Source organism: Pseudomonas sp. P4_C8, from assembly GCF_056401975.1.
In genome coordinates this window covers 34979-55561 of the sequence record NZ_JBFUIH010000025.1, presented here as the reverse complement: position 1 = coordinate 55561, position 20583 = coordinate 34979, and the positions used below count along the sequence as shown (strand labels likewise).

The following is a 20583-nucleotide window of genomic DNA, read 5'->3' as shown; positions in this document are numbered from 1 at the left end:
TCGCCCACCGTGATGCCACTGGATGAATCAGGCCGGTCTCCGGGCTCATGAGCAGCGTTCTGCCGGACTGCGCGCCTTCCCATGTCGACAATTGACACAGTGGCTCAAGGCACAGTCTTGACTCATTTACCGTTGCGGGGGCAGCGCCGGGATCGTGAGGATTCGTCGTTTGACGATAGTCACTCACCGGCTTCCCTGTTTCACTCTGTCGGCCACTGCCACAGAGCACCTGAAACAAGCCGCGAAGGTTAGAGGGTTGGGGGTGGAGCGTCAAATGAAGACAAAGCCGCGGCGAGCGATATACTGCCGCCGGCCAATTTACTGACGCCAATCTTGCAGCACACGGCCAGCAGTGATATCAAAGAGCCACAACCCAACAACAACACAATTACAAGGGTGAGCAACATGCAAGGCATGATCATCAGCAATCCGAAGCTGGAATTCCTGCGGCCGGTGCTGGAACGCTGGTTTGACTGTATCGACCGCTACAACACGACTCGCGGCGATAACGAAGCGCCTTACTGGCATGACGAAAAGGCCAACCTTGGCTTGCTCTCTACTGCTGCGTGGATGGCGGAAATGGTCACACTGCAAAACTCACCGACGCGCAAACAAATCGAAGAGGGCGAACGCAACGCCCGCGCCGATCTGTTTATCGCGACCGCCGAACAGCGTGCCTATCTTCAGGCCACTCAACGCTGGCCCAAGGTCAACAGCCTGAACCTGTCGCAGGCGTTGCAGGACATCACCAGCGACGCCAAACGCATCAGTTACGCCAGCGACCTGAAACTCGGCTGTTTGTTCGTTGCCCCGCAAAAAGCCCAGCAGAGCGCCACCCCGGAAGAACTTCAGGACATGGTCGACGACCTGCAAAAGGAACATTGCTGCGCGGTGGCCTGGTATTTCCCCTACGCCTACCGCAAGTTGCGTAACGAAGCCGGTAACTATCACCCGGGCATCGCCGTCTTGTTCAAGGAAGCTCGCGGCTGACTGGTTGAACCATCGCTGCGTTTATCTTCTCTATGAATAAGACACTGCATTCATAGGGAAGACCAGCATGCGCAAGTCCCCGATTGTTCTCGTCATCGTGCTCGCCGGAGGGCTTGCCGCCTGTGGTGAAACCTCACGCCTGCAAGTCTCCGACGGCACCGGCCCGTCACCCAAGCTACCCGAACCGAATAAAACCCTGATCCCGACGGTGAACGTCGCTCAGGCGGTCGGCTGGCCAGACGGCGTTAAACCCACAGCTGCCGCCGGGACCCAAGTGGCCGCCTTTGCTGAAGGCCTCGATCACCCGCGCTGGCTCTACGTACTGCCCAACGGTGACGTGCTGGTGGCCGAAACCAGCGCGCCGCCCAAACCCGATGACCGCAAAGGCATTCGTGGCTGGGTCATGGGCAAAGCCATGGGTCGCGCCGGTGCTGCGGTCCCCAGCCCGAACCGCATCACGCTGCTGCGTGACAAGGACCACGACGGCATCGCCGAAACCCGCACGGTGTTCCTGGAAAACCTCAATTCACCCTTCGGCATGACGCTGGTCGGCAATGACCTGTACGTGGCCGACACCGACCGCCTGCTACGTTTTCACTATGAAAGCGGTGCCACGGCGATCAAGTCACCACCGATCAAAGTGGTTGATCTGCCAGGGGGCACGCTGAATCATCACTGGACCAAAAACGTCATCGCCAGCAAAGACGGCAGCAAGCTATACGTCACGGTGGGCTCCAACAGCAACGTCGGGGAAAATGGCCTGGACCAGGAAGAAGGCCGCGCGGCGATCTGGGAAGTGGACCGCGCCACCGGCAATCACCGGATATTCGCTTCCGGGATTCGCAACCCCAACGGCTTGGCCTGGGAGCCCCGCAGCGGCGCGCTGTGGACGGCGGTCAACGAGCGGGACGAGATCGGCAGCGACCTGGTGCCGGACTACATCACCTCGGTCAAGGATGGCGGGTTCTATGGCTGGCCATTCAGCTATTACGGCCAACATGTCGACATTCGCGTCGAGCCGCAAAATCCGGACCTGGTGGCCAAGGCCATCAAGCCGGACTACGCGGTGGGTCCGCACACTGCATCGCTGGGCCTGACGTTCGCTGAAGGCAATACCCTGCCCGCGCAATTCAAGGAAGGGGCTTTCATCGGCCAGCACGGCTCGTGGAACCGTAAACCGCACAGTGGCTACAAAGTGATTTTCGTGGCGTTTGCGGGCGGAAAACCGAAGGGGCAACCGGTTGATGTGCTGACCGGTTTCCTCAATAACGACGAAGAGGCCAGGGGTCGGCCGGTGGGCGTGGTGATCGATCAACAGGGTGGCTTGCTGGTGGCGGATGATGTGGGGAACAAGGTGTGGCGCGTGACCGCAGCCAAATAACTGCCCCCCCCAATCCCCTGTAGGAGTGAGCCTACTCGCGATAGCGTTGGGACAGTCACATCGATATTGCCTGATCCAACGCTATCGCGAGCAGGCTCACTCCTACAGGGTTCAGCGCTTTATTAGGGATTGCGTGCCAGGTGCTGGGGCTGCAGAACGCGTTTGGCGCTCAGGTATGCCCTCTGCCAATAGGCTTTGGACAGACTGTCGAGCTTCACCGTGCCGCCAGTCGCGGGCGCATGCACGAAGCGGCCTTCGCCGACGTAAATCCCGGCATGGCTGACCTGAGAGCCGCCATTGGTGGCGAAGAAAATCAGGTCACCGGTTTGCAGGCCTTCCTTGCCCACATTGGCGGCTTGCATGCTGATCATCTCGCGCGTGGTACGCGGCAAGGAAATGCCGGCAACATCACGGTAAACGTAGCCGATCAACCCACTGCAATCGAAGCCCGAATCCGGCGTGTTGCCACCCCATCGATACGGCGTCCCCACCAGGCCGAGCGCGCGGAACAGCACGTCTTCTGCTTCAGGGGAAAAGGACTGCGGGTTACCGAAAATAATGGGCGCGCGAACCACCGGCGCAGGCGGGGTGCGGCTGGCGCAGGCGCTGAGCAGCGCTGCGGAGAAGAACAGGAGTGCGAGGCGGGCCGACATCGTCATAAGCAGAACATCCTGATCTGGCTGCGGCTTTTTCTGCCGGGAGTGCAGAAAAGAAAACCGCCTGCGCGGGGCGCAGGCGGTTTGCCATCATTGATAGATCAGAATTCTAGCGGCTACACGGCAAACTTCAAGTAAGACTTTAACTTCGCCTTACTATTTGTACGTTTACTTGCGAGCGGTGACCACGGTCGGGGCCATCGCGAGGGCGCGCTTGGCTTCGATGAAGGTCTTGTTCCAGTAGCTGTCACCCAGGCTATCGACCCGAACACCACCGCTTTTGCGGCTGCTGGAGTGGATGAACTGGTTATCACCCAGGTAGATCCCGGCGTGACTGACGCGGCCGCGACGACCGTTGGTGGCGAAGAACAGCAGGTCGCCTGGCTTCAGTGCGCTGCGAGCTACCAGTGGCGCGTCCACGTTGATCATTTCGCGAGTGGAGCGTGGCAGGTTCATGCCCGCTTCTTCGCGGAACAGATAACCGATGAAGCCGCTGCAATCGAAACCGGCTTCAGAGGTACCGCCGAAACGGTAACGGGTACCGATCAGGGACATGCCACGTTCGAGAATGCTGTCGGCCAGACCCGGAAGCTGGTACGACTTGCCGTCGGCAAAGCTGGCCAGTTCTTTATTGGTGGCCGCCTCTTCCTGGTAAAGAGAATCCTGGAAAAGAACGGAAGAAGACTGTGCCGTAACTGAATTTTTAGCCTGCTGTTGTTGCTCTTGCTGGGACACTGGAGAGTGAGCAGCGCAACCGAACAACAGGGTGACGAGTGCGAGAGGCACGAGGGGTGCGAAGCGCTTTAGCATGGGCACGACCGTGGCTGATAGTTCTAAAGAAGCCGAGACTATGCCCGCTATCATCCTCATTTGCAAATTCAATCGAACTTTATGTGACTTATCGGTTTCTCGCTAACATCTAAGCGCTTAAGCCCATTTTAGACACTCGCGCAGCCTGCAGCCCTGTAGGAAAGTGCATTTCCTGGCGCCTGAAATATGCCAAAACCCCTACCAGGCTTAGGTTTTACCAGGCTTGCGCTACCAGGCTTTGTTACCCGGCTTTTGTTACCAGCCCAGGGTTTCTTTCAGGAAGGGGATTGTCAGCTTGCGCTGAGCTTGAAGAGAGGCCTGATCGAGACGCTCAAGCAACTCGAACAGCGCACTCATGCTGCGAGTACCGCGGGTCAAAATAAAATGTCCGACTTCATCGGTCAGGTGCAAACCGCGACGCGATGCACGCAATTGCAAAGCGCGCAATTTGTCTTCATCGGAAAGCGGGCGCATCTGAAAGATCAGGGCCAGGGTCAAACGCGACTTCAAGTCCGCCAGCTTCACCGGCAATTCACGCGGCGAGGTCGACGCGGCGATGAGCAGGCGACGACCGCTGTCGCGCAGACGATTGAACAGATGGAACAGCGCCTCTTCCCAATCCGCGCGACCGGCAACCGCCTGCAAATCATCCAGGCAGACCAGTTCGTATTGTTCGAGGTTATCGAGAATGGAGATGCCACGATCAAGCAGCTCGGCCAATGGCAAGTACACCGCCGGCTCGCCCAACTGCTCGAAGCGCAGGCAGGCCGCCTGCAACAAGTGCGTACGCCCTACCCCGTCCTTGCCCCAGAGATAAATCAGGCTTTCGGTCCACCCGGCGTCGGCTTCGCATAGCCGCTCGACATAGCCGAGTGCTGCGGCATTGGCGCCTGGGTAGTAATTGATAAAGGTAGCGTCATCACGCAGACGCACACCTAGGGGCAGCTGAATCGGTTTCATGCTGACTGAACAGTTCCAAGGGAACCGTTAGTGACCTCTGTGTAAAGTTTGCGAAGTTTATACCCGTGACGCTGGTCGCACAATGCGACAGACCACAAGCAAAATCAAAGGTTTGCGTTAACGCACTGGTTTGGTGACAGTTTTGTTGGCGGTGCATGTGACAGCCACACAGGGGATGCAGGCCAACCCGACAATGACTCGGGTTGGCCGCGACGCCCCTTCAACGAACCTTACCGCTTTGGCTAATCCGCACCGCTGTACATATCAGAATCTTTATATAAATCATTCACATGGCGCACCAGCACCATGATTACCGCCGCCACCGGCAACGCCAGCAACACACCCGTGAAACCGAACAGCTCGCCGCCCGCCAGAACGGCAAAAATCACCGCCACCGGGTGCAGACCGATCCGGTCCCCTACCAACATTGGCGTGAGCACCATGCCTTCCAGCGCCTGACCGACCATGAACACCGCGACGATGCCCAACATTGGGTAAAGGTCGCCACCGAACTGGAACAGTCCGGCAATCAGTGCCGCGCCAATCCCGATGACAAAGCCCATGTATGGCACGATCGCGGCCAGACCGGCGATCACACCGATCAACAACCCCAACTCCAATCCCACCAGCATCAAGCCCGCAGAGTAGATCACCCCCAGCGCCACCATCACCAGCAATTGCCCGCGCACGAATGCACCCAGCACTTCGTGGCATTCGCCAGCCAACAAGACAGCGCGCTCTTCGCGATCTCGGGGCAACAGGCTTCGCAGCTTCACCATCATCAGGTCCCAGTCCCGCAGCAGGTAAAAACTCACCACCGGGATCAACACCAGATTGGCCAACCAGCCAATCAACACGAGACCGGACGCGGTGGCCTGACTCAGCACCACACCGACGATGTCACTGGTCTGCGTCATGTGTTCGCTGATCGCAGCCTTGAGCCTGTCAAATTTCCAGAAGCCTTCCGACAACCCGAACTTCGATTGCGCCCACGGCAGTGCGGTGTGCTGCAGCCAGTCGAGCATTTGCGGTGCCAACTCATACAAACGAAACAGTTGCTTGGCCAGCAGCGGTACCAAGACCAATAGCAGCGTGGTGAAAATCAGGGTGAACAGTGCGAATACCGCCACCACACCCCACGTCCTTGAAAGCCCGACCTTCTCCAGTCGATCCACCAGCGGATCGAACAGATAGGCCAGCAGCAACGCCACCAGAAAAGGGGTCAGGATCGGATGCAACAGCCAGACAAACGCGCAGAGCAGAACCACTCCACCCAACCAGAACCAACGGCGCGTATCGGCCATGTACCACTCCATATGCATCTATATAAAGAAAGAAAACCTTACCAGCGGAAGCGCAATTGCGGCGTCGGTGCCGGGGCTGGCGCTACAGCAGGCGCCGAACCCTGCACCACAGGCTGAACTGGCGCTACGGGCGTGACAGCTTCACCGGCCGGTACTTCCTGCAACTTCGCCAGCGACAACTGCGAGCGCAGCTGCTCAGCGCTGCCATTGACCCGATAAAGAATGCGATCACCGCTAACACTTTGCAGACGCGCGCCAAACGGATCGAGCAATCGCCCCAGCGTCGCGTAACGCTCCAGGTTCATGCCCTGCACTTCCAGCAATTGTTCGCCCGAAGCACCTGGCCTGACGACAAACCGTGGCGCCATTCGCTCGCTGACCGCCAGCATCACCGCATCGGCCACCGCGGCCTGATCCGCGCCTTCCACGCTGCCCGCTTCCTTCTTGTCGCCCATCCACAAATTCCATTTAGCTTGCCATTGACCGCCCTCTTCCCGGGCATGCACCGCCAGCAAAGCGTCAGCGTTGTAACGTTCCGATGCTTTATGCAGAGGCGCCTCATCCGTGCCTTCAAGCGTCGGCGCTGTCGCCACCAACTGCTCACTCAAATCCGCCAGCGGCAAGCGCAATGGCAAACCGCGGTGCTGTGCCGCTCGACGCAGAGGTGCGGCACTGGCCTGGCCATCGCCCACCAGGCTCGAACCTTCGGTGGAGTCGTTCAACCACCAGCCGAGAATCGACGGCCGATTCGCGCCCCACAACGACAGACCCGCACGACGCAACGCCTGCTCGGTGGAGGCCGGGTCGAAGTCGACCTTCAGCACTTCCGGCGGCCCCGCGTCAAAACCGTATTGACTGATGATTTGTTGCGGATCCTTGCGCAGGGCTGCCAACCCCGGACTTTGCGCCGCCTTGGGATCGCCGGTCAGTCGTAACACCAGCGTGTCCAGCGCGCGCTGGGTCGCTTGATCACGCTCCTCGGGCGCCTGACTGGTGACAGGCTCGCGCACCTGATAGAGACCTTTCACGGTTTCGGCATGGCTGGCGAGGCTGAAAAGGGAAAAACAGCTCAAACACAAAAGCTTGGAAAGAAAACGCATGGAAGATTCCTGACGACAAGAGCGGCTGGAACTGACCGCATGAAGACATTGAGCAAGGCTGTGACCATCGCCTCGCGCAAAACATTCACCCGACCCCGATAAGTTTTTGACGCTGCCATAACGATAGACGGTTAATCGCGATACCTTATACAGCCGCTAATACGGTCAATATCAATTTTTTTAATGGGATATGCCCCTGCCGTCGGCGTGAGGATGGCCGCTGCCCCTCAAGCCTGATAAAATCGCGCGCCTTCGCAGACCGGCAACAGCCGGGTAGTCCGAATTTCGTGTGAGGCAATCGCCCCCCGTCGAATTCGGTGTCCCCGCTGGACTCGGTCGTTACCCCTGAATCCCCCCTAAAGGCCTGGATCATGAGCAAGCAACCCTCCCTGAGCTACAAGGACGCCGGTGTAGACATCGACGCCGGTGAAGCATTGGTCGAACGCATCAAGAGCGTCGCCAAGCGCACTGCGCGCCCGGAAGTCATGGGCGGCCTGGGCGGTTTCGGCGCCCTCTGCGAAATCCCGGCTGGCTACAAGCAGCCCGTACTGGTTTCCGGCACCGACGGTGTGGGCACCAAGCTGCGCCTGGCACTGAACCTGAACAAGCACGACAGCATCGGCATCGATCTGGTGGCCATGTGCGTGAACGACCTGGTGGTCTGCGGCGCTGAACCGCTGTTCTTCCTCGACTACTACGCTACCGGCAAACTCAACGTCGAAACCGCGACCCAGGTCGTGACCGGCATCGGCGCAGGCTGCGAACTGTCCGGCTGCTCCCTGGTCGGCGGCGAAACCGCTGAAATGCCTGGCATGTACGAAGGCGAAGACTACGACCTGGCCGGCTTCTGCGTCGGCGTCGTGGAAAAATCCGAAATCATCGACGGTTCGAAAGTCGCTGCCGGCGACGCCTTGCTCGCCCTGCCGTCTTCCGGCCCGCACTCCAATGGCTACTCGCTGATCCGCAAGATCATCGAAGTGTCGGGTGCCGATATCGAAAACATCCAGCTCGACGGCAAACCGCTGACCGACCTGCTGATGGCCCCGACCCGTATCTACGTGAAGCCGCTGCTCAAGCTGATCAAGGAAACCGGCGCTGTCAAAGCCATGGCCCACATCACCGGTGGCGGCCTGCTGGACAACATTCCGCGCGTTCTGCCAAAAGGCGCACAAGCGGTGGTTGACGTGGCGAGCTGGACCCGCCCTGCCGTGTTCGACTGGCTGCAAGAGAAAGGCAACGTCGACGAAAACGAAATGCACCGCGTGCTGAACTGCGGCGTGGGCATGGTCATCTGCGTGGCTCAAGAGCACGTTGAAACCGCATTGAACGTACTGCGTGAAGCTGGCGAGCAGCCATGGGTCATCGGCCAGATCGCCACCGCTGCCGAAGGCGCGGTCCAGGTCGAACTGAAGAACCTTAAGGCGCACTAATGTCCGCCACCTGTGATGTCGTGGTGCTGCTTTCCGGCACTGGCAGTAACTTGCAGGCCTTGATCGACAGCACGCGGACCGGCGACAGCCCGGTCCGCATCGCTGCGGTGATTTCCAACCGCGCCGATGCTTATGGCCTGCAACGCGCCAAGGACGCGGGTATCGACACCCGCACCCTGGATCACAAGGCTTTCGAAGGCCGCGAGGCCTTCGATGCCGCACTGATCGAATTGATCGACGCGTTCAATCCCAAACTCGTGGTACTGGCCGGTTTCATGCGCATTCTCAGCGCTGATTTCGTGCGCCATTACGCGGGTCGCCTGCTCAATATCCATCCGTCGCTGCTACCCAAATACAAAGGGTTACACACTCATCAGCGCGCGCTGGAGGCCGGCGACACCGAGCACGGCTGCTCCGTCCACTTCGTCACCGAGGAACTCGATGGCGGACCACTGGTCGTACAAGCAGTAATACCGGTAGAGTTGCAGGATTCGCCGCAGAGTCTGGCGCAGCGAGTCCATGCTCAGGAACACCTGATCTACCCGTTGGCTGTACGCTGGTTTGCCGAAGGTCGCTTATCACTTGGCGAACAAGGTGCTTTACTGGATGGGAAGCTACTCGCGGCCAGCGGCCACTTGATTCGAACCTAGGAGATATTATGCGTCGTGCCCTGCTCTTCGCTTGCGCTCTGCTTGCCTTGCCCCTGACACAGGCTTCGGAACTTCAACCTTTCTCCGCCAGCTATACCGCCGACTGGAAGCAGCTTCCCATGAGTGGCACGGCTGAACGCAGCCTGACCAAGGAAGCCAACGGCGTCTGGAAGCTCAGCTTCAAGGCGTCGATGATGATTGCCAGCCTGACTGAAGAAAGTACTCTGACCCTGGACAAGGACACCCTATTGCCTCAGTCCTACCGCTTTGAGCGTGGCGGCCTGGGTAAAGCCAAAAAGGTTGATCTGGATTTCGACTGGACCACCAAAATGGTCACCGGCACCGATCGTGGCGACCCGGTCAAGGTTCCACTGAACCGTGGAATGCTCGATAAGTCCACGTATCAGCTGGCCCTGCAGGAAGATGTCGCCGCCGGCAAAAAGAGCATGAACTATCAGGTCATCGATGGTGGCGAAGTCGATACCTATGACTTCCGCGTACTGGGTTCGGAAAAAGTCGACACCAAGGCCGGCCAGATCGATGCGATTAAAGTCGAGCGCGTGCGCGACCCGACACAAAACAAGCGCATTACCGTCCTGTGGTTTGCCAAGGACTGGGATTACCTGCTGGTCCGTCTGCAACAAGTTGAAACCGACGGCAAGGAGTACAACATCATGCTCCTCGACGGCACGGTCAACGGTAAAGCGGTCAAAGGCAGCTAAACCGGGCTCGACACGAAAATCCGGAATCCGATAAGGGTTCCGGATTTTTTTTGCCTGCTGGAACTCAAATCAGCGCCAACGCTTGCGCCAGATCGGCGCGCAGGTCGTCGACGTCCTCGACCCCCACGGACAATCGCACCAGCGCATCGCCGATGCCAAGTTGCGCACGGGTGTCGGCGGGGATGGTCGCGTGAGTCATGATCGCCGGATGCTCGATCAGGCTTTCCACCCCGCCCAGGCTCTCCGCCAGCGCAAATATCTGCACACTCTCCAGAAAGCGTTTGGTACCCGCCAGGTCGCTGTTCAGATCGAGTGAAATCATCCCGCCGAAACCGTGCATCTGCTGCCGCGCCAGTTCGTGCTGCGGATGTGACGGCAGGCCAGGGTAGTAGACGCGCGCCACTTGTGGCTGTTGTTCCAGCCATTGCGCCAACGCCAAGGCGTTGCTGCAGTGGCGCTCCATGCGCAATGCCAGGGTTTTCACGCCGCGCAGGGTGAGGAAGGCGTCAAACGGCCCGGCGATGGCGCCCACTGCGTTTTGCAGAAATCCCAGCCGCTCGCGCAGCTCCGCGTTCTGCCCAACCACCGCGATGCCGCCGATCACGTCGGAGTGACCGTTCAAATACTTGGTGGTCGAATGCACCACGATATCGAAGCCCAATTCCAGAGGACGTTGTATCCACGGGCTCGCGAAGGTGTTGTCGGCCACGCAAATGATGCCGCGCTGGCGGCAGATGCGTGCGATGGCAGCGAGGTCAGTGAGGCGAAGTAACGGATTGCTCGGCGTCTCGACGCAGACCATTCGTGTGTCGTCTTGGAGCGCCGCTTCGAAGGCTGCAAGATCCGTCAGATCGACGAAGCTGAAACGATGCCCGGCGCTGCGCCGACGCACCTTGTCGAACAGGCGAAACGTACCGCCATACAAATCATTGCCCGAGACGATATGCGAATCGGCATCAAGCAATTCGAGCACCGTGGAAATCGCCGCCAGCCCGGACGCGAATGCAAAGGCCTGGGTTCCCCCTTCGAGATCCGCCACACAGCGCTCCAGCGCCCAGCGCGTCGGGTTGTGCGAGCGCCCGTAGTCGAGACCTTTGTGCACGCCAGGGCTTTGCTGCATATAGGTGGAGTTGGCGTAAATAGGTGGCATCAACGCCCCGGTGGAAGGGTCCGGCGCCTGCCCGGCATGGATCACGCGTGTGGCAAATCCTTGTGGCGCAGCCTCTTTATCGTGACTCATTTCAGGGATCTCCGTAGATGATTGAGTAGATCGAAGCGGGTAATCAGTCCGTGGAAGCCCGAGGCATCGGCAATGATCGCCACCAGCCCACGGTCGAGTTCCGCCTGCAATTGCGCCAGACTGGCAGCGGCAGGCAGGGTTTGCAGCTTGTCGGTCATCGCGCTGGCCACCGTCAAACGGAAGTGCGAGGCCTCCTGGTGCACCCCCAGCAGAATGTCGGACTCGTCAATCACGCCGACCAGCCGCTGGCCGTCCACCAGCACTGGCAGCTGTGACACGTCCGCCAGGCGCATGCGCTGGAAAGCGGTCAGCAGCGTGTCGTCAGGGCCCACGCTGATCACTCGACCATCCTCGAAACGGCGCGAGATCAAGTCGCGAAGATCGCCGTAGTGTTTGTATTGCAACAGGCCCTGATCGTTCATCCACTGATCGTTGTAGACCTTCGACAGGTAGCGGGTACCGGTGTCGCAGACAAAACTCACGACCCGTTTCGGCTCGGTTTGCTCGCGGCAATAACGCAGCGCCGCCGCCAGCAATGTGCCAGTCGACGAGCCGCCGAGAATGCCTTCGGCGCGCAACAGTTGGCGGGCATGATCGAAGCTTTCTTCGTCGCTGATCGAATACGCGTGGCGCACGCTGGACAGGTCGGCAATCGAGGGAATGAAATCTTCGCCAATGCCTTCCACCGCCCAGGAACCGGGGGTTCCCAGGGTGCCGCTGCGGCTGTATTCGGCCATCACCGAGCCGACCGGGTCGGCCAACACCATGACCAGGTTCGGCTGCACGCGGTTAAAGAAGCGGGTCAAGCCGGTCAACGTGCCGGCAGAACCGACTCCAACGACGATGGCATCCACATCATGCTGGGTTTGCGCCCAGATCTCTGGCGCCGTGCTGCATTCGTGAGCCAGCGGGTTGGCCGGGTTGTTGAATTGATCGGCGAAGAAGGCGTCGGGAATCTCCTTTGCCAGCCGTGCGGCTACATCCTGGTAGTACTCGGGATGGCCCTTGCCGACATCGGAGCGGGTGATGTGCACTTCGGCGCCCATCGCCTTGAGGTGCAAGACTTTCTCGGTGGACATCTTGTCAGGCACCACCAACACCACGCGATACCCCTTGGCACGCCCGACAAGGGCCAGGCCCAGGCCGGTGTTGCCGGCAGTGGCCTCGACGATGGTGCCACCGGGTTGCAGGCGACCATCGCGCTCGGCGGCGTCGATCATCGCCAGACCGATGCGATCCTTGATCGATCCACCGGGGTTTTGTGATTCGAGTTTGAGGAACAGCGTACACGGGCCGGTATCGAAACGGCTGACACGCACCAGCGGCGTGTTTCCAATCAGTTCAAGGACGGCGGGGCGGGATTCGTTCGGCATGTCTTCACCTTGCTATGGCTATTCGCACTGGATGGACACCAACCTGCGGCGCGTCATCGTGTGACGGTTGCAGGAAATACCTCGCTTGGACCATAGGCCGCGATAGCGTCATTCGCAACCGCGTACGGCCGGCCGGTCGCCCGATATTCATTCAGCGAACGGGTATGAACCCGTAAGAAAGTGGAACGCGTGCGCAGAGGAATGCTCTATAACTTCAAGGTCTTTTTTGACCGAACGACTTTTCCAGCCTGGGAGGCTTTCCATGACCGTTACCGTCAATACCATTTGCGCCGAAGGTTTTCGCCACAGCGTTCAAATCGACGACCATGAACTGTTTGCCGACGTGCCGACCTCGTCAGGCGGTGAAGGCTCGGCACCAGAACCCCACGATTACTTCGATGCGGCGTTGGGGGCGTGCAAAGCCTTGACCCTGAAGATGTATGCCAGGAAAAAGGACATCCCGCTGACCGGTGTCACGGTCGAAGTCAAACGCGACAACAGCGAAGAACAGAAAGGCAAATATGCGCTGCACGTCAAACTGACCCTCAAGGGCGTGCTTACCGATGCGCAGCGCGAGGAACTGCATCGCGTGGCCGACCGTTGCCCGGTCCACAAGTTGATGACCACCACCGACGTCAGCATCGAAACCCACCTGTCGGAAGGTGCGTTCAGCCAGTAGCGGCAATGGCTGTGCAAGCGGGTTATGCTCCACGCATCACCCGCTCAACCTGGAATGCAGCATGAATACTCCGCTCGTGATCCGCCCTCGCGTCGAGGATGTCGAAGGCCAGCCGATTCTTCGACCGTTGCCATCAGCCAAATGCCGCAGCGTCGGGCCTTTCGTGTTTTTCGACCACATGCTGCAAACCCGGTATCCAGCGGGAAAAGGCATGAACATCCGGCAGCATCCGCACATCGGCCTATCGACGCTAACCTATTTGTTTGAAGGGCAAATCCAGCACAAGGACAGCCTCGGCTCCGATCAAGTGGTGAATGCCGGAGATGTCAGCTGGATGACCGCCGGCAGCGCGATTGCCCACGTTGAGCGCACCCCCGAGGCGCTGAAGAGCATGGGTTTCACGATGCACGGCTTGCAGATCTGGCTGGCATCGCCCAAGGAGCATGAACAGGGCCCAGGGCACTACAGCCATCATCCGGCGGCGACCTTGCCGGTCAGCGATAACCTTGGCGTGAAGATCCGGATGATTGCCGGGTCAGGCTTTTGTCTGGAATCGCCGGTGCCGGTGCTTTCTCCTACGTTGTACGCGGAGTTGAACCTGCAAACGGCGACTACGTTGCTGATTCCCACCGAGCATGAAGAGCGAGCGCTGTATGTCTTGAGCGGCGAGGTGCTGCTGGATGGCGAGGCGCTGGAACTGAATTCGCTGGTGGTGTTGCCTGCGGGGGAAGAGATTACCCTGTTTGCCGAGAGCGATTGCCATGCCGTGTTGTTTGGTGGCGCTCCGCTGGACGGGCCGAGGAGGATCAACTGGAATTTTGTGGCGAGTGATCCGGCGGTCATCGATGAAGCACGGCGGCGCTGGGCGGCCGGGGATTGGCCGACGGTGCCGGGGGAAAGTGAGCGGATCGAACTGCCGCGGTAGACCTGATCGCCTGATCGTTCTCACGCGACCCGTCTGATCGTTCCCACGCTCCGCGTGGGAATGCAGCCCGTGACGCTCCGCGTCACAGGACGCGGAGCGTCCCTAGAAGCATTCCCACGCGGAGCGTGGGAACGATCAGCCAGAATGAAAAAACCCGCCGAAGCGGGTTTTTTTTTACAACGCAGTTAAACCGACAGTTCAACCAAAAGCTTATTCAGACGGCGCACATACGCGGCCGGATCCTTCAAGCTGTCACCGGCAGCCAGTGCCGCCTGATCGAAGAGAATGTGCGACAGGTCGCCGAAACGCTCGTCGCTCTGCTCGTTGTCGAGCTTCTCGATCAGCGGGTGAGCCGGGTTGAATTCGAAGATTGGCTTCGAATCCGGAACCTTCTGACCGCTGGCCTCCAGGATCTGACGCATCTGCATGCCCAGGTCCTGCTCGCCGATCGCCAGAATCGCCGGGGAATCGGTCAGACGGTGAGAAACCCGTACTTCAGCAACCGATTCACCCAGTGCAGTTTTCAGACGTTCAACCAGACCTTCTTTGGACTTGGCGACTTCTTGCGCAGCCTTCTTGTCCTCTTCCGAGTCCAGATTGCCCAGGTCCAAGTCACCGCGCGCCACGTCAACGAAGCTCTTGCCGTCGAAATCGCTGAGGTAGCTCATCAGCCACTCGTCGATGCGATCGGTCAGCAGCAGCACTTCGATGCCTTTCTTGCGGAAGACTTCCAGGTGCGGGCTGTTTTTGACTTGTGCGTAGGTTTCGCCGGTCAGGTAGTAGATCTTGTCCTGTCCTTCCTTGGCGCGAGCCAGGTATTCGGCCAGCCCAACCACTTGCTCGCCTTCATTACCGTTGGTCGATGCGAAACGCAGCAGGCCAGCGATTTTCTCTTTGTTGGCGAAGTCTTCTGCCGGGCCTTCTTTCATGACCTGACCGAAGTTCTTCCAAAAGCTCTTGTATTGCTCAGGCTCGTTCTTCGCCAGTTTTTCCAGCATGTCCAGAACGCGCTTGGTCAGCGCCGACTTCATCGAATCGATGATCGGGTCTTTCTGCAGGATTTCCCGCGACACGTTCAGCGACAGGTCGTTGGAATCGACCACGCCTTTGATGAAACGCAGGTACAGCGGCAGGAACGACTCGGCCTGGTCCATGACGAACACGCGCTGCACGTACAGCTTCAGGCCTTTCGGCGCTTCACGCTGGTACAGGTCGAACGGAGCACGGGCCGGCACGTAGAGCAGCGAGCTGTATTCGAGCTTGCCTTCGACCTTGTTGTGGCTCCAGCTCAGCGGATTCTCGAAATCGTGAGCAACGTGCTTATAGAACTCCTGGTATTCCTCGTCCTTCACTTCGGTGCGAGGACGGGTCCACAAGGCGCTGGCACGGTTGACGGTTTCCCATTCCGCGGCCGGCTGCTCTTCACCTTCAGCGGCGGCCACTTCTTTTGGCAACTCGATCGGCAGAGCGATGTGGTCGGAGTACTTCTTGATAATGTTGCGCAGACGCCAGCCATCGGCGAATTCGTCTTCACCGGACTTCAGGTGCAGGACGATGCGAGTGCCGCGCTCGGCTTTCTCAATGGTGGCAACTTCAAAATCGCCTTCGCCCTTGGACGACCAGTGCACGCCTTCGCTGGCAGCATCACCGGCACGACGGCTGAACACGTCGACTTTGTCGGCGACGATGAATGCAGAGTAGAAACCCACACCGAACTGACCGATCAGGTGCGAATCTTTCTTCTGATCACCAGACAGGTGTTTCATGAAGTCGGCAGTGCCGGATTTGGCGATGGTCCCAAGATGGGTGATCGCTTCTTCCCGGCTCATGCCAACGCCGTTGTCTTCGAGAGTGACGGTTTTGGCGTCCTTGTCGAAGCTCACACGGATTTTCAGTTCGGCGCCACCTTCCAGCAATTCAGGCTTGGACAGGGCTTCGAAACGTAATTTATCGACAGCGTCAGAGGCGTTCGAGATCAATTCGCGAAGGAAGATTTCCTTGTTGGAATACAGCGAATGGATCATGAGGTGCAGCAGTTGCTTCACCTCGGTCTGGAAGCCCAGGGTTTCCTTTTGAGTTTCCACACTCATGGTCATCAAACTCCAATCAGATGGCAGTGGCCGCGACCTTCAGGGTCAGCGGCGGGTTGTCATCCAAGTTGGGGGCTGTGTTCAGGATTTCAAGGGCTCTTCAATTTTGAAATGAGCGCGGGCCGTCGCAATGGGCTCGGATTCAGTACTTTGCCAGGCTGTAACGGCCACGTTGGCGACCCGGCGCCCCTGTCGGCACACCTGACATTTGGCCCAGGTATCGCGAAATTGCCCGGCGCGCAGGTAATCGAGGGAGAAGTCGATGATTTTCGGCACCCCCGGTGAGCCGGTGAAAATCAGCAAATGCAGCGCGGCCGAGAGCTCCATGAACCCGGCGATCACGCCGCCATGAATCGCCGGCAATAAAGGGTTACCAATGTTGTCCTTGTTAGCCGGCAGGCGAAACAGCAGATCATCCCCCACCCGCGAACATTCGACGCCGATCAGTTTGGCGTAAGGAATCAGGTGCAACAGTGACGCGTAGTTGCCCTCCTCGTGAGCCTGTTGCAGTTGTTCCTTGAAGGAATCAGTCATTGCGCACCTCCTGCGATGACGCCGCCAAAGCTTTTAGTGCCTTTGATGGCTTTACCCATGCGCATGAACGTGCCGACGACATGCGCGATGGGGTGCTCGGGATCGTCTTGATAGGCGAAACCGCGAGCGAAGATCACGTCGGTGGTCACTCGGTAGCATTGGGCGAAACCGTAGACATCTTTATGCGGTTCGGCGGCATGCATGTAGTCGATGCGTAGGTCGAGGGTCGGGCAGACTTCAAATTCGGGCAGCACGCACAGGGTCGACATGCCGCATGCGGTATCCATCAACGACGTCAGCGCACCGCCGTGGATCACGCCGGTTTCCGGGTTACCAACAATTTGCGGGCTGTACGGCAAGATGACCGTTAGTCCGTCATTACTGGCGCTGTGCACCCGCAACCCGAGGACCTGACAATGCCTGAGTGCTGACAGGAATCGCGTCGCACGCTCAAAAACAGGGTTTTCGGCCATGTGATAAAAAACTCTAGTTAGTGGGGATCCGAAGTTTTGGAAAGACCAAAAAGTTCCTGACAGAAATTACCCGATATATTTGTGTGAAATGAGGAACTTATCATTGCCGGCTGTGCTCGAAAGGCCAGTAGTTATTTCCATAAGGAGAAACACCCCATGCGTAAGACTTTAGCTATTGCCTTGATGTTGACCGCTTCCCTCGGTCTCGCTGCCTGCGATAAAAAATCCGAGGACAAAGCTCAAGATGCAACCAAACATGCTGAGCAAGCTCAGCAAGATATGAACAAAGCTCAGGATAAAGTGAACGACGCTGCGAAAGAAAACGCCGAAGCTGCCAAAGCTCAGGCTGAATCGAACAAAGCCGCCGCACAGGAAGCCGCACCAGCAGCTCCAACCGAAGCACCTAAAAACTAAAACAGTTTTTAGCGTGATAAAGAAAACCCGCCAAGTGCGGGTTTTCTTTTGCCTGCCATTTGCTCAGTTAGAGCAAAACGCTTCTAAAACCCGGACTAAGCATCAGTAACAACGAACAGACGAAACCGACAAACCAGACCAAACTGCGCTGCCAGGCCAAATCGCCCCAGTAACACAGTAAGTAGATAACGCGTGAGATCACAAAGATGATCGCCAGCAGGTCGATCAACCATCCTGCGGTTTGTGTGGTGTGGGCCATCAACACCCCCACCGCAAACAATATAAAGGCTTCAAAACAGTTTTGATGTGCTGCCACCGCACGGGCGCCGAAGCCGGTAAGTTGCGCCTGTTGCTGACGCGGCAGGTGATTGTTGTAACCGCCCAGCTCCTTCATCGCCTTGGCCACCGGCATGCGAGCGACATAAATCAGTAATGCACTGATGAACACACACCAGAACGGAATATTCATCAAGCGGCCTCTTTGTTTGCCTCGGGCAAGGGTGCCTCTGTAGGGGTATAGACCATCACGTCTAGAACGTCGGAATGAAACTCCCGGCGATACAACACCAGCACTACGCCGGCACTCATCAGCATGAACAGCCACGGACTGACGAACCAGGCCAGCATGGTCATGCCGAAGTAGTAGGAACGCAGGCCGAAGTTGAACTGGTTGGCCGCCATGGAGATGACCCGTGCCGCTCGGGCAGCGAAGGCTTTGCGTTCTTGTTCGGAAACGTGGCGCTCACCGACCATCGGCGCCGAGCCAATCAGAATCGCCGCAAAGTTGTACTGCCGCATGCACCAACTGAAGGTGAAGAAGGCGTAGACAAACACCAGCGCCAGGCACAGCAATTTGATCTCGGACATGCCCTGGGACGCCTGCTGCACCATCGGGATATCCGCCAACAACGACACCGCCCTTTCAGAAGCACCGAGCACGGTGAGAATGCCGGCCAGAATAATCAGGGTGCTGGAGGCAAAAAACGAGGCGTTACGCTCCAGGTTACCGACCACGCTGGCATCGGCGATGCGGTTGTCGCGCAGCAGCATGCGACGCATCCAGTCTTCACGGTACAGGTGCAACACACTGGCCAGGCACGCGGTGTCGCGGCCCTTCCACGTGGCATAACGGGTGTAACCGCCCCAGCAGATGACAAACCAGAGCGCGGCGAGGATGTGGATCAGGTTGGCGTGGATGAACGACATGCAGGTCCTTTTGATGTAAAGGCGAAATACTCGAAACCTTGTGGGAGCGAGCCGGCTCCGGGCGGCGTTCCGACGATAGCGGTAGATCAGTCAACATCTCTGTTGAAAGTAAAATCGCCATCGCGAGCAGGCTCGCTCCCACATTGGAAATTTGCAAGGCTTCGACGTTAGCTTATGGAAAAAGACACTGCACTGACTCCAAAAAAATGCCCCGTATCGATTGATACGGGGCATTTCTGTTTCAGCTTGATGGCCCGCTTGTGGCAGGCCATTCAGCGACTTAAGCCAGCGCTTCTTCGCGCTTGCCCAGCAGGCGATCGCAAACTACTGCGACCACCAACGTCATGACCGCGGGCACCAGCCACGCCAGGCCCTGCTCGCTCAGCGGCAAGTGAGACAGCTGAGTCGGCATCCAGTCCGCCAGACCCGCGCCCTTGAGCGCGTCGATCATGCCGAAGAGGAACGATACCAGCATCACCGGACCGACAATCCGGCCTTGCTCATGCCAGAAGTCCTTGCAGAAGCTCAGCGCCACCAAGGCGATGCAAGGCGGGTAAATCGCTGTCAGTACCGGGATCGAGAAGGCAATCAGCTTGGTGAGGCCCAGGTTGGACACCAGCAAGGAGAACACCGCCAGGATGATGACCAGCGTCTTGTAGGACAGTGGCAGCACACGGCTGAAGTACTCGGCGCAGGCACAGGTCAGGCCGACCGCTGTCACCAGGCAGGCCAGCGAGATCAGCACCGCCAGGAAACCGCTGCCCAACGAACCGAAGGTGTGTTGAACGTAGGCGTGCAATACCGCCGCGCCATTGGTCGCACCGGCTGCCACTTCATGGCTGCCCGAACCGAGGCGGAACAGGCTGACGTAAACCAGCGCCAGGCCCACGCCGGCAATCAGCCCGGCAATGATCGCGTAACGGGTAATCAGCACCGGCGATTCAACGCCACGGGAGCGGATCGCGTTAACGATGACGATGCCGAACACCAATGCGCCCAGGGTATCCATGGTCAGGTAACCATTGATGAAACCTTGAGAGAACGGCGCCGCGACGTACTCCGGCGTGGCCACGCCGATATCACCGGCAGGCAACGCGAATGCGGCGATGCCGAGCGCGGCCAGGGCTATGATCTTCAGCGGTGCGAGAAACCGTCCTACGGTATCCAGCAATCGGCCCGGGTAGAGCGAGATGAAGAACACGATCAGGAAGTACACCGAACTGTAGAGGAACAGCGCCAACGGGCTCTCGCCGGTCAACGGCGCCAGGCCCACTTCGAACGATACAGTGGCTGTGCGCGGGGTGGCGAACAACGGGCCAACCGCGAGGTAGCACGCGGCAGCCAGCAGACCACCGGCAATTTTGCCGATCGGACTGCTCAGGGCATCCATCGCACCACCGACTTTCGCCAGCGCTACCACGGTGATCACCGGCAAACCGACCGCGGTGATCAGGAAACCCAGCGCCGCCATCCAGACATTAGGCCCTGACTGCAAACCGACGATAGGCGGGAAGATGATGTTGCCAGCCCCGACAAACAGGGCAAACGTCATAAAACCAAGTGCCAGGATGTCCTGGCCTTTCAACACTTTCATTAAGGAAATACCACACTACTGAATCGGAATTTAGAGAGGGATTTCCCTTGGG

At 58.6% G+C, this 20583-nt stretch carries 21 protein-coding genes and 1 riboswitch; of the genes, 8 read left to right on the top strand and 13 right to left on the bottom strand.

The features are described 5' to 3' along the window. Positions 1–13: 13 nt before the first annotated feature. Positions 14–248: riboswitch (cobalamin riboswitch) on the bottom strand. A gap of 157 nt (positions 249–405) precedes the next feature. Beyond that, complete coding sequence (locus tag AC1DWM_RS17135) at positions 406–990, top strand: hypothetical protein (RefSeq protein ID WP_223514090.1); 585 nt, start codon at positions 406–408, stop codon at positions 988–990. A gap of 67 nt (positions 991–1057) precedes the next feature. Next, a complete protein-coding gene (locus AC1DWM_RS17130) occupies positions 1058–2371 on the top strand; it encodes a PQQ-dependent sugar dehydrogenase (RefSeq protein ID WP_223514093.1) in 1314 nt (437 codons plus the stop codon). 122 nt (positions 2372–2493) lie between these two features. On the opposite strand, the gene AC1DWM_RS17125 is transcribed toward AC1DWM_RS17130, so the two are convergent. The 5 genes from AC1DWM_RS17125 to AC1DWM_RS17105 form a co-directional block, all read right to left on the bottom strand. After that, positions 2494–3030 (bottom strand): C40 family peptidase, encoded by a 537-nt coding sequence (locus tag AC1DWM_RS17125; RefSeq protein WP_223514096.1) that lies wholly within the window; start codon positions 3028–3030, stop codon positions 2494–2496. Positions 3031–3195: 165 nt separating this feature from the next. Beyond that, positions 3196–3837 (bottom strand): C40 family peptidase, encoded by a 642-nt coding sequence (locus AC1DWM_RS17120; protein ID WP_223514099.1) that lies wholly within the window; start codon positions 3835–3837, stop codon positions 3196–3198. Between the two features lie 255 nt (positions 3838–4092). Then, positions 4093–4797, bottom strand: a complete 705-nt coding sequence (gene hda / locus AC1DWM_RS17115; protein WP_010456804.1) for a DnaA regulatory inactivator Hda — start codon at positions 4795–4797, stop codon at positions 4093–4095. Positions 4798–5039: 242 nt separating this feature from the next. Next, on the bottom strand, positions 5040–6101 hold the full coding sequence (locus tag AC1DWM_RS17110; RefSeq protein WP_477795739.1) for an AI-2E family transporter: 1062 nt from the start codon (positions 6099–6101) through the stop codon (positions 5040–5042). A gap of 38 nt (positions 6102–6139) precedes the next feature. Next, complete coding sequence (locus AC1DWM_RS17105; RefSeq protein ID WP_223514106.1) at positions 6140–7201, bottom strand: DUF2066 domain-containing protein; 1062 nt, start codon at positions 7199–7201, stop codon at positions 6140–6142. A 371-nt stretch (positions 7202–7572) separates the two neighbouring features. Between AC1DWM_RS17105 and purM the strand changes: the two genes are divergently transcribed. From purM to AC1DWM_RS17090, 3 genes are read left to right on the top strand one after another with little or no spacing between them, the layout of a single operon-like run. Continuing rightward, positions 7573–8631 carry a phosphoribosylformylglycinamidine cyclo-ligase gene (gene purM, locus AC1DWM_RS17100; protein ID WP_477795738.1) on the top strand — a complete coding sequence of 353 codons (1059 nt, stop codon included), beginning with the start codon at positions 7573–7575 and terminating at the stop codon, positions 8629–8631. Next, on the top strand, positions 8631–9281 hold the full coding sequence (gene purN / locus AC1DWM_RS17095) for a phosphoribosylglycinamide formyltransferase (protein ID WP_223514109.1): 651 nt from the start codon (positions 8631–8633) through the stop codon (positions 9279–9281). The genes purM and purN overlap by 1 nt, the downstream gene beginning before the upstream one ends. An 8-nt stretch (positions 9282–9289) precedes the next feature. Beyond that, a complete protein-coding gene (locus tag AC1DWM_RS17090) occupies positions 9290–10003 on the top strand; it encodes a DUF3108 domain-containing protein (RefSeq protein WP_223514112.1) in 714 nt (237 codons plus the stop codon). 64 nt (positions 10004–10067) lie between these two features. Here the strand turns inward: AC1DWM_RS17090 and AC1DWM_RS17085 are convergent, their stop codons facing one another. Both AC1DWM_RS17085 and AC1DWM_RS17080 read right to left on the bottom strand, forming a co-directional pair. Then, the gene (locus AC1DWM_RS17085; protein WP_223514122.1) at positions 10068–11243 is read right to left on the bottom strand and encodes a trans-sulfuration enzyme family protein; all 1176 of its coding nucleotides are present in this window, start codon (positions 11241–11243) and stop codon (positions 10068–10070) included. Further along, entirely contained in the window at positions 11240–12616 is a 1377-nt protein-coding gene (locus AC1DWM_RS17080; RefSeq protein WP_223514125.1) for a pyridoxal-phosphate dependent enzyme, read from the bottom strand. The genes AC1DWM_RS17085 and AC1DWM_RS17080 overlap by 4 nt, the downstream gene beginning before the upstream one ends. A 262-nt stretch (positions 12617–12878) precedes the next feature. Between AC1DWM_RS17080 and AC1DWM_RS17075 the strand changes: the two genes are divergently transcribed. Continuing rightward, positions 12879–13295: an OsmC family protein gene (locus tag AC1DWM_RS17075; protein ID WP_223514128.1), complete on the top strand. Its 417-nt coding sequence runs from the start codon at positions 12879–12881 to the stop codon at positions 13293–13295. Positions 13296–13356: 61 nt separating this feature from the next. Continuing rightward, entirely contained in the window at positions 13357–14220 is an 864-nt protein-coding gene (locus tag AC1DWM_RS17070; protein WP_477795737.1) for a pirin family protein, read from the top strand. Positions 14221–14405: 185 nt separating this feature from the next. Here AC1DWM_RS17070 and htpG read toward each other — a convergent pair whose 3' ends face one another. The 3 genes from htpG to AC1DWM_RS17055 form a co-directional block, all read right to left on the bottom strand. Continuing rightward, entirely contained in the window at positions 14406–16310 is a 1905-nt protein-coding gene (gene htpG, locus AC1DWM_RS17065; RefSeq protein ID WP_223514134.1) for a molecular chaperone HtpG, read from the bottom strand. Positions 16311–16391: 81 nt separating this feature from the next. Continuing rightward, entirely contained in the window at positions 16392–16844 is a 453-nt protein-coding gene (locus AC1DWM_RS17060) for a PaaI family thioesterase (RefSeq protein ID WP_007945152.1), read from the bottom strand. Beyond that, the gene (locus AC1DWM_RS17055) at positions 16841–17317 is read right to left on the bottom strand and encodes a PaaI family thioesterase (protein WP_223514137.1); all 477 of its coding nucleotides are present in this window, start codon (positions 17315–17317) and stop codon (positions 16841–16843) included. The genes AC1DWM_RS17060 and AC1DWM_RS17055 overlap by 4 nt, the downstream gene beginning before the upstream one ends. A 156-nt stretch (positions 17318–17473) precedes the next feature. On the opposite strand from AC1DWM_RS17055, the gene AC1DWM_RS17050 reads away from it, so the two are divergent. Continuing rightward, positions 17474–17731, top strand: a complete 258-nt coding sequence (locus AC1DWM_RS17050; protein WP_223514140.1) for a hypothetical protein — start codon at positions 17474–17476, stop codon at positions 17729–17731. Positions 17732–17798: 67 nt separating this feature from the next. Here the strand turns inward: AC1DWM_RS17050 and AC1DWM_RS17045 are convergent, their stop codons facing one another. The 3 genes from AC1DWM_RS17045 to brnQ form a co-directional block, all read right to left on the bottom strand. Further along, positions 17799–18200 carry an MAPEG family protein gene (locus AC1DWM_RS17045; RefSeq protein WP_223514142.1) on the bottom strand — a complete coding sequence of 134 codons (402 nt, stop codon included), beginning with the start codon at positions 18198–18200 and terminating at the stop codon, positions 17799–17801. After that, on the bottom strand, positions 18200–18937 hold the full coding sequence (locus AC1DWM_RS17040; RefSeq protein WP_223514143.1) for a DUF599 domain-containing protein: 738 nt from the start codon (positions 18935–18937) through the stop codon (positions 18200–18202). The genes AC1DWM_RS17045 and AC1DWM_RS17040 overlap by 1 nt, the downstream gene beginning before the upstream one ends. Before the next feature lie 280 nt (positions 18938–19217). Then, the gene (gene brnQ, locus AC1DWM_RS17035) at positions 19218–20531 is read right to left on the bottom strand and encodes a branched-chain amino acid transport system II carrier protein (protein ID WP_007945145.1); all 1314 of its coding nucleotides are present in this window, start codon (positions 20529–20531) and stop codon (positions 19218–19220) included. Positions 20532–20583 lie beyond the last annotated feature (52 nt).